Origin of the sequence: Pseudomonas sp. NPDC087639 (assembly GCF_044743385.1) — a bacterium.
Lineage (GTDB): Bacteria > Pseudomonadota > Gammaproteobacteria > Pseudomonadales > Pseudomonadaceae > Aquipseudomonas.
On sequence record NZ_JBIUWI010000075.1, the window covers coordinates 13,810 to 23,518 of the forward strand.

Genomic DNA, 9,709 nt, shown 5'->3' on the forward strand with positions numbered 1-9,709 from the left:
TGGCGCGCACCGGGCGGCGGAGGACCGGATCAGTAAAAGCCATGCGGCTTCCTTCCTCAGTCGGCGCGGCGCGGACTGTTCTGCTCGCCGAGGGTCTTGTCGTCGCTGATGGCAATGTGGGCGCCGTTGTCCAGTTTGATCTGGCCGGCCGTCACCACTTGTTCGCCGCTCTGCACGCCCTTGTTGATCATTACCAGGCCATCGCGGCGCTCACCGGTTTCGATGAAGCGGCGTTCGGCGATCAGCACCGGTTGGCCCTTGTCGTCTTTCTCGACGCTGCCGTCCTCGGCTTTCTTCTGTCCGACCACGTACAGCGAATTGCCATAGAGGGTGTACGTGATCGCACTCTCAGGTACCACGACGTGCTTCTGTGGATTGGGCAGCAGCACTTCGAGGCTGGCGAACATGCCCGGCAGCAATTTGCTGTCGGGGTTGGCGAGGGTGGCGCGCACCAGAATATTGCGGGTGCTGCTTTCGACGATCGGGTTGATCGCGCTGATCTTGCCCGGGAAATTTTGCCCGGGGTAAGCGCCGGCCGAGATATTCACCGGTTGGCCGATGGCCAGTTTCGGCACCGATTGCTCGGGCACATAGAAGTCGGCGTAGAGGCTGCTCAAATCCTGCAGGGTGGCGATTTTTGTGCCGCTGGCGAGGTAGTCGCCGACGTCGACCTGACGGATGCCGATGGTGCCGCTGAAGGGGGCGAGGATGCGTTTCTTCGCCAGCGAGGCATTGAGCTGGTTGACCGTGGCCTTGTTCTTTTGCAGTACCGCCGAGAGCCGGTCGTACTCGCCTTTGGAAATCGCGCGGCTGTCGACCAGTTGGCTGCCACGGCCGAAGTCCAGTTGCGCCAGGCCCAGGTCAGCCCTGGCGGTTTCCAGCAGGGCGGTTTCCACGGCGCTGTCGAGTTGCAGCAGCGGTTGCCCGGCCTTGACCTTCTGCCCGGATTCGAACTTGAGTTCGGTAACGGTGCCGGCGACTTCCAGGCTCAGCTCGACGCCTTGCAGCGCCTTGAGCGTGCCGACGGTGGGCAGGCGCATCTGCCACGGCTGCTCGCTGGCATTGGCCACGGCGACACTGATCGGCGGTTTCGGCTTGGAGAAACCCTGGATCATGGTGTAGATCGAAAAGGCTTTATAACCGCCCAGCACCAGGACGATCAGCAAGACAACACCCAACATGATCAGCATGCGGCGACGCAGCATATTTCCATTTCCTTGGATAAATCAGGCGAGACAGGCGGGAACATTACTCCGAGTACAGGGGGGATTCCAACTGGCAGTTTTTACAGGTTAGAGAGCAGAGGACGGCTGAACACAAAAACCGTGGTGAGGGGATTTATCCCCGACCGGCTGCGCAGCAGTCGTAAACCCGTCGCACGCCGTTCATTTGATAAACCGCGGTTGCTGGTTTGGGGCGGCTTCGCCACCCATCGGGGATAAATCCCCTCACCACAAAGTTCTGTAAACGCAGGGATATTACTGGTTCACGCCATCAGATGAAGATGGTTGTCCCAGAGCCCCGCCGGCAATTCCAGCGGTTTGGCCAGCAGTTCATCCTGACGGCAATCGTAGTAACGGCAGCGCCCTTGACCCGAGGTCACGACAAAACCGTCCTGCACGGCACCGACGCCGGCACAATCGGGCAACGGTGCGTCGAGGCGCACTTCGCCGGTGTCCAGATCCCAGATGAAGAAGCGATTGCCGCGCGGTGCGGTCAACGCCACCAGACGCAAATCGCTGTGCACCGCGACACTGGCGGTGTAGTGACCCATCGATTGCAACTGATGCTCCGGCACCGGGAACGCCGTGAACGGTTGGCCCGGACGCTTGATCGCCAGCAGCTCCGAACGCTCGTGGGACGCGCCCATGAACTGCTGGCCGGCGACGATGGTACCGTCGCTGGCAATCCCCAGATGGCGCACGCTGTTCATCTGCTGGGCGAGGGTTTCCTTGCTCAGCAGGGTGCCGTCGCGCTGCATCAATACCAGGCTTGGCTCCATGGCGTTGAGGTTCATGTCGACGCGGCTTTCCGCCTCGGTACGAATCCCGCCGTTGGCCACTACCAGCGTCTCGCCATCCGGCATCCATGACACCTGATGCGGGCCGAGGCCGTGGGTGGAAATTTCGCCGCTGTGCACCAGCCGCTCGCCTTCGAACTTGTACACCCCGAGCAGGCCACGACCGGGATCAGTGGTGTCGTTTTCGGTGGCGTACAGGTATTCGCCGTCCTTGTGCACCACGGCGTGGCCGTAGAAATGCCGGTTCGGCTGCGACGTCACGGTTTGCAGCAACGTGCCGTCGCGCAGGTCGATCAGATAGCTTTCGGTGCCCGGGCGGCGGGCGACGAACAGCGCAATCGACAGCGTCGGGTGGTTGATGATGTCGTGGCAACGCTGGCCGACTTGCGTGGCGAATACCCGCGTGCCGTCCAGTCGGTAGCCGACGGCGTAGTGTTTGCCGTCGGTATCGTCGCGCGCCGAGAGCAACAACGGGCTCTGATCCTTGCGCTTGAACAGCGTCCAGCCGCCCAGTGTCACTGCTCCCAGCAGCAAACTACCTAAAGTCAGAGCCTGGCGTCGCAGCATGGCACTTGCCCTCATCAGTCACCGTCGTTGGCGTTGAAGCCCAGTTGGATGCCCAGCGCCTTTGCCAGTTCGCCTTCGTGCAGGCGATGGACGACGTTGAGGCTGTCGTAGATGTCGTTCAATTGCTGGCGACCCGCGTCGTCTTCGAGCATTTCGCCGAGCGAACGCTGGGTGCTGTCGAACAGTTTCAGCGAAGCGGCATAAGCAGCGTCGATCTTGTCAGCCAACGGCTTTTGCTCGGCCGGCAGCAGGCCACGCAGGCCTTTGTTGTCGACGCCTTCCCAAACGGTTTTGGCGGCGGCAAGGCTCGCTTCCAGTGCGGTCAGGGAAGATTGGCTGCGCCATGCATCGGCCTGGAAGGGCTGTGGCACGCCTTTGCTCTGGCGGCCCATCGGCGTGCCGAGTTTTTTCTTCAGGGTGTCGAGTGCGGTGACCTGCACACGCAGCAGGTCGGCGATCGCTTCATGAGAGTCGGCGTAACGCTGGTTCGGGAACTTGCTCATCTGCGCGAGCATGCCGTCGGTGTTGTTCCAGCTTTGCAGAATCTCTTCGGCTAGTTGCTTCTGGCGTTCGCCGATGGCGATCAGCAGCGGGCAGTACTTGGCTTTCTGTTCTTCGTTGGCAACGTCAGGCTTGGCATCGAACAGGATGTACTCGTAAGCCGACAGGCCCTGAACCACCACGCTCGATTTGGCCAGTGCGGCAGCATCGATCTGCGGCTGGGCGACGACCAGTTGCTCGACCTGACGGCCGACGAGGTTTTTCTTGTCCGGCCAGAATTGCACCTGCCACGAACGGTTGCCTTCGGCCAGTGGGCCGATCAGCAGCGGTTGCAACTCGGCCCAGGCTTTCTGCGCGTGCAGGAAGTCGGCGCGGGCGGTTTCCAGGGGTTCTTTACCCTGGCAGTAGGCGAGGGCGCTGACGGCCAGTTGCTTGTCGGCTTCAACCCAACGGGTGTAGGTCGGCAGAATCACCGATTTGGCGATAGCGGCCGAAGTGACGGCTTGCGGATCCTGCGGCGAGCAAGCGCCGAGGGCGAGCGCGGCAAGGCTGGTGAACAACAACTTGGGACGGAACATGTCGGGCTCCCGATTCTTTTAAGTGTTTAAAGTGAATTCAGAAACGCCAGCAGCGCGGCACGCTGCCCGGCATTGAACGATAAAACCTGTTGCTGGGCCGCTTTCGCTTCGCCGCCGTGCCAGAGCACCGCTTCGAGCAGATTGCGCGCGCGACCGTCATGCAAAAACTGGGTGTGGCCACTGACCGCTTGCGTCAGGCCGATCCCCCACAACGGCGGCGTACGCCAGTCGCGGCCGGAGGCCTGGAATTCCGTGCGGTTGTCGGCCAGACCGTCGCCCATGTCATGCAGCAGCAGATCGCTGTACGGGCGAATCACTTGATTGGCCAGTTCAGGTTCGGCCGCGTTGGCGGCGGTGGTGTATTTCGGAGTGTGGCAGGACTGGCACCCAGCCTGGAAAAACAGGTTTTTGCCGGCCAGCACTTGTTCATCGTTGATGCCACGGCGCGCAGGAACAGCGAGGTTGCGGCTGTAGAACAGCACCAGGCGCAGAATGTTGTCGCTGACTTCCGGCTCGCCGTCCGGGCCATTGCCATTCGGTGCCTGCTTGCAAGCGGTTTGCGCGTCGCTGCAGTCATCGAAGGGCCTCAGGCTGGTCGTGAGGCCCATATCACCTGAAAACGCGTGAACATTCTGTTGATTGAGGTTCGGCTGTCCGGCTTTCCAGCCAAAGCGACCGATCACGGTTTTCTGCAACTCGTCGTCCCAAACCCGGTTTGGCCGACCGTTGATGCCGTTTTTCTCTTTGGCCTGCGCGGTGGCATTGGCGAGGATTGCGTCTTCGGGGATCGCTTCGAGCAGGCCGAGGCCGATCATCGGCGGCGCGATCCGCGCGGAGAAACGCGTATCCGGGTGCATCGGCCCGTAGCCAAGTTGGGTGATCTGCAACACCGGTTTACGCAACTCGACTTCGGTGCCGTCCTTGAATCGAACAGGCACCGGCGTGTAGTCGACTCGCACTTTGCCTTCCGGAGTGACACCGGGCACCGCCATGTCCTGGAACTGGCCGCCGTAGACCGGCTCCGGCACCACACCGACCTGCTCGATCAGCTTGGCAAACTCTGGCGAATCGGGAATCGACAGGCGTACCAGCATCGATACCGCGTTGGTCGCGCCGTTCTCCGGCGGATGACCGCGACCGTCTTTGATGTGGCAGTTCTGGCAGGCGTTGGTGTTGAACAGCGGGCCGAGGCCGTCGCGCGCGGTGGTGGTCGACGGGGCGATCACCCAAGGGCTGCGGAAGAAGCTGTTGCCGACGCTGAAATCCACCCGGCGTGACGGCGGCAGGTTGGCCGAAGGCAGGGAGAACGCGTTCTGATCGGTCTTGCGCACGGTCGCTGCACCACCCGAGCGTGCTTCACCCGGCTCGGCCTGGGTAAAGCGCGGGGCGTCATCGCAGGCACTCAGGCCCAGGGCCAGAAACAGTGCGGACAAGCGAAGAGGCAGCGAGGGCATCAGACATCCTGAAGACGTGCGAAAACAAAGGCGCAAAGTCTAACAGGGCGAGGGAGTTTGAATAAGAGGAATTATCGTTTGCTTGATGTGCCGCAACACCTAAACTCCCTGTAGGAGCTGCCGCAGGCTGCGATCTTTTGATCTTGCTTCTAAAAAGACAGATCAAAAGATCGCAGCCTGCGGCAGCTCCTACAGGGGACTGTGAACAATACATATGAAAAAGGCGACCCGCAGGTCGCCTTTTTCAGTCAGACGCGGTTGATCAGAACTCGTGATCAGCGTTGTCCGGGTTCAGGTCGCTGATGCCCAGTTTGCCGGCAGCGGCTTCGATCGAACCGGTCTGCTTGACCAGCGATGCGATAGCGTCGCGAACGACCTGGTTGCCAGCGGTGTTGCCGGCCGCGATCAGTTGGTCGTAGTGCTCACCTTTCTTAGCGTGATCAACCATGACCTGGATCTTGGCTTCGGTAGCGGCCAGATCAGCTTTCAGCGCGGTGTCGGCAGCCGGATCGGCCTTGGCCACCAGCGACGACAGGCTGGCGCCGGTCATCTTGGTGCCGTCAACACGGGTGTACTCGCCCAGGTAAACGTTACGAATGCCTTTGGCATCGTAGAAGTGCGAGTAGTGGGTGTTGTCGCTGAAGCAATCCTGTTCGTCTTCCGGGGAATTGGCTTCCAGGGAAACCTTCATGCGCTCGCCCGCCAGTTCGCCCAGGGACAGACTGCCCATGCCGAAGAGCATTTTGCGCAGACCGGTTTCGCCCGGCTCGGCTTCCAGGGTGGCGCGGTAGTTGTCAGCCACGTTCGGCTTCCAGTTGCCGACCATTTCTTCCAGGTCGCTGACCAGCAGTTGGGTCACGGACTTCAGGTAGGCACGACGACGATCGTTGTGACCGCCAGTGGCGCCGGCGCCTTCCAGGTAGTCCGAAGCAGGACGGTTGCCAGCGCCAGGGCCGGTGCCGTTCAAGTCCTGGCCCCAGAGCAGGAATTCGATCGCGTGGTAGCCGGTGGCAACGTTGGCCTCGGAACCACCCAGCTCGTTCAGGCTGGCGAGTTTTTCCGGGGTGATGTCTTTGACATCGACCTTGTCTTCGCCGACCTGTACTTCAGTGTTGGCGATGATATTGGCGGTGGCGCCCGGGTTACCCAGTGCGTGTTCGTAGGATTTGTCGACGTAGTCGATCAGACCCTCGTCCAGTGGCCAGGCGTTAACCTGACCTTCCCAGTCATCGATGATGGTGTTGCCGAAGCGGAACACTTCGCTCTGCAGGTAAGGAACGCGAGCAGCAACCCACGCAGCCTTGGCGGCTTTCAGGGTGTCGGCGTTCGGCTTGGCGAGGAAAGCGTCAACGGCGGTTTGCAGGATTTTCGCGGTGGATTCGGCATCGCTGTAAACGGCGAAGACCATGTCGGCGTAGTGCGCGACCACTGCCTTGGCAGCGGCTTCGTCGACTTTACCGGCAGCGGCAGGCGCGGCTGCTGGAGCGGCGGCGGTGGCGGCTGGAGTCGGCGTGGCCGGGGCGGCAGCCTTGTCTTTGCCTTCGCCGCAACCGGCGAGGGAAATAGCGATGGCCAGCAGACTGGCGGTAGCCAGAGGCATACGAATCATGGCGAACATCCTGCTTCGGTAGTTGAGTGGACTCGCGCTGGGGGCGCAAAACTGCGACATAATGCAAATCTTTCGCATTATGTGTAAAGGGTTGTGCTTGGAAATATTTCTTATTTAGCCAACGCTTATGCGCTGTATCAGAGAATCGCCGCGTTACTGCGCTGCGCCTGCTTGAGGTAGGCACTGAGCTCCCGCGCCGGCAGCGGCTTGCTGTAGTGGTAACCCTGACCTTCGTGGCAGCCTTCGGAGATGATGTAGGACTCTTGCTCGGCGGTTTCCACGCCCTCGGCAATCACCTGCATGCCGAGACTCTTGCCCAGTTGAATGATCGCGCGAACGATGGTCGCATCATCGTCGTCATCCAGCAGATCCTGAACGAAGCTCTTGTCGATCTTGATCTTGTCCAGCGGCAGACTTTTCAGGTAGCTCAGTGACGAATACCCGGTGCCAAAGTCGTCGATGGCGATCAACGCCCCGGAGCGACGCAGGCTCAGCAGGTGCTGGGCGGCGGTGCTGATGTCTTCCATCAGGCCGGTTTCGGTGACTTCCAGTTCCAGGCTGCGCGGTGGCAGGCGGTACATCTGCAACAGGTTGTTGACCACACGCGGCAACTCGGCGTGGTGCAGTTGCACGGTGGACAGGTTGACCGCCATGCGCAGATCGGCGAAGCCCTGATCGTGCCATTCGCGCAACTGCTTGCAGGCCTGATCGAGCACCCATTCGCCGATGGCAATGATCGTGCCGTTTTGCTCGGCCAGCGGAATGAATAAGTCCGGCGGCACCAGACCATGCTCCGGATGCTGCCAGCGAATCAGCGCCTCGACCCCGACCACGCGGTGATCGCGGTAGCTGATCTGCGGTTGATAGACGAGGTAGAACTGATCGCGAATCAGTGCGTCACGCAGGTCTTTTTCAAGCTCACGACGGCGGCGCATCTCGCTGTCGACGCTGGCGATGTAGAACTGATAGCGATTGCGTGAGCGAGTCTTGGCCAGCGTCATGGTCTGCTCGGCTTTCTGCAACAGCTTTTCAGTGCTGTCGCCGTCCTCCGGGAACAGGGTGATGCCGATGGTCGCGCGCAGGCGGATCTCCTGATGATCGAGGGCAAACGCCGCTTCCAGGTCATCGAGAATGCTTTGCGCCAGTTCGGCAGCTTCGTAAGGCTGTTCGATATCGGCCTGCACCAGGGCGAACTGGTCGCCGCCCAAACGGGCGAGGGCGCCTAGGCGGCCGCTGTGGGCGCGCAGGCGATCAGCCAGGGCCAGCAATAATTGGTCGCCGGTCTGGTAGCTGAACTGCTCGTTGATACCTTTGAAATCATCCAGCCCTACACACAACACTGCGACCCGACGCTGCAACTTGCCGGCGTCGACCAGAATCTTGTCCAGTTGCTGCTGCAATTGCTGACGGTTCGGCAGGCCGGTGAGGAAATCGTACTGGGCCATGCGCAGCAGGCTGTTTTCCGCTTCGTGGCGCAGGTGGGTATTGCGTTCGATGGATTCGAGCAACTGGTTGGCGGTGTTGATCCAGAGGCCGAGTTCGTTCTTTTCGTGGCCCTTGAGCTGCGGAATCTTGTGTTCGCTGGGGCGATCCGGATTGATTTCGGTCAGATGCTCGATGATCCGCGACAGCGGTTTGGTCAACAGCCAGTGATAAACCAGATACAGCACCAGACCCATGGCCAGCGCCCGCAGCACACCGGAAATGAAGATGATCACCGAGCTGACGATAAAACCCTCACCATAAGTGGCGGTGTCGAGGGTGATGCTCAAGTCGCCGTAGTACTCGCTGTACGGTCCACGTCCCACCAGTTGGGTGGTGAACGTGCGTTCTTGCCCAAGAATCAGGTCGGTCAGCCAGCGGCTGTTGGAATGCTGCAACTCACGGGACTTCTGCGCCAGCATCGCTTCGTTGGGGTGGCCAATGGAGGCCTGGCGCACGGCATCGTCCTGAAACAGGCCTTCGATCACCTGCATGCCCATCTCCCGATCCAGGCTATAGACGGCCTGAGTGGAGGGATCACGGAACATGTCGAGGATGCGCTCGGCGTCGCCCGCCACGGCCTGACGGGTTTTATAGGCGTCGAAAACGATCTGCGCGCAGCTCAAGACCACGCCGACGATCAATGCTGACAGGAGCACGACCCGGAGCAACTTCACCGACAAGCTGTTCTTGAGTTCCAGCTTCAAAGGGTTATTCCTTGTTCCGTGCGGGTAGCGTCAGTTTGCCATGAGTATTGGCAATCCCGTGTTTGCAGTCAAAGGGACAATCAGGCCTCAAGTCATTCGCCTGTGGTCTTGGCCGAAATACTGCTGTCTGGAGTATTAGTCCTATTTGTACTATGTCGGTAGTTTCTGCCCCCAACTTGAGCGGTGCGCAAGAAATTTTCCTCTGTTTGATGTTAGCCCGCTGTGGCTCGGCGACAAGCAGTCAAAGCCAGCTTTCCTCGTGAGAGAAATGCTCTCCCTGTGGACATAAATCACAGGCATGAAAAACCCGGCAAAAGCCGGGTTTTTTGTCTGGCGCGCAGCTTAAGCGGTGAAGGCTTTGCCTTCGAACTGCTCAGCAACGAACTTCCAGTTGACCAGGTTCCAGAACGCTTCGACATACTTAGGACGAACGTTGCGGTAGTCGATGTAGTAAGCGTGTTCCCAGACGTCGCAGGTCAGCAGCGGGGTGTCGCCGCTGGTCAGCGGGTTGCCGGCGCCGATGGTGCTGGCCAGAGCCAGGGAACCGTCAGCCTTTTTCACCAGCCAGCCCCAGCCGGAACCGAAGGTACCGATCGAGGTTTTGCTGAACTCTTCCTTGAACTTGTCGAACGAACCGAACGCAGCGTTGATGGCTTCAGCCAGCGCGCCGGTTGGTTGACCGCCGGCGTTTGGTGCCAGGCAGTTCCAGTAGAAAGTGTGGTTCCAGACCTGAGCGGCGGGGGTGGGGGTGGCGCGCGGGGACGGCGTGGCGAGTGGGGGGGGGGGGTGGC

7 protein-coding genes are annotated in these 9,709 nt (G+C 60.5%); all 7 read right to left on the reverse strand.

All coding sequences use genetic code 11. The features are described 5' to 3' along the window. Positions 1 to 56: 56 nt before the first annotated feature. Positions 57 to 1,205 carry an efflux RND transporter periplasmic adaptor subunit gene (locus ACIOVB_RS23625; protein WP_401271822.1) on the reverse strand — a complete coding sequence of 383 codons (1,149 nt, stop codon included), beginning with the start codon at positions 1,203 to 1,205 and terminating at the stop codon, positions 57 to 59. Positions 1,206 to 1,486: 281 nt separating this feature from the next. Then, positions 1,487 to 2,587, reverse strand: coding sequence for a DUF1513 domain-containing protein (locus ACIOVB_RS23630; protein WP_401271823.1), 1,101 nt, complete (start codon positions 2,585 to 2,587; stop codon positions 1,487 to 1,489). A 14-nt stretch (positions 2,588 to 2,601) separates the two neighbouring features. Next, positions 2,602 to 3,666 (reverse strand): imelysin family protein, encoded by a 1,065-nt coding sequence (locus ACIOVB_RS23635; protein ID WP_401271824.1) that lies wholly within the window; start codon positions 3,664 to 3,666, stop codon positions 2,602 to 2,604. A gap of 26 nt (positions 3,667 to 3,692) precedes the next feature. Continuing rightward, positions 3,693 to 5,120: a di-heme oxidoredictase family protein gene (locus tag ACIOVB_RS23640; RefSeq protein ID WP_401271825.1), complete on the reverse strand. Its 1,428-nt coding sequence runs from the start codon at positions 5,118 to 5,120 to the stop codon at positions 3,693 to 3,695. A 262-nt stretch (positions 5,121 to 5,382) separates the two neighbouring features. Then, positions 5,383 to 6,729 (reverse strand): imelysin family protein, encoded by a 1,347-nt coding sequence (locus ACIOVB_RS23645; RefSeq protein WP_401271826.1) that lies wholly within the window; start codon positions 6,727 to 6,729, stop codon positions 5,383 to 5,385. Between the two features lie 137 nt (positions 6,730 to 6,866). After that, positions 6,867 to 8,918 (reverse strand): bifunctional diguanylate cyclase/phosphodiesterase, encoded by a 2,052-nt coding sequence (locus ACIOVB_RS23650; RefSeq protein WP_187678145.1) that lies wholly within the window; start codon positions 8,916 to 8,918, stop codon positions 6,867 to 6,869. 342 nt (positions 8,919 to 9,260) lie between these two features. Next, positions 9,261 to 9,709: superoxide dismutase (locus tag ACIOVB_RS23655; protein ID WP_401271827.1), on the reverse strand; the 449-nt coding region annotated here is incomplete at its 5' end.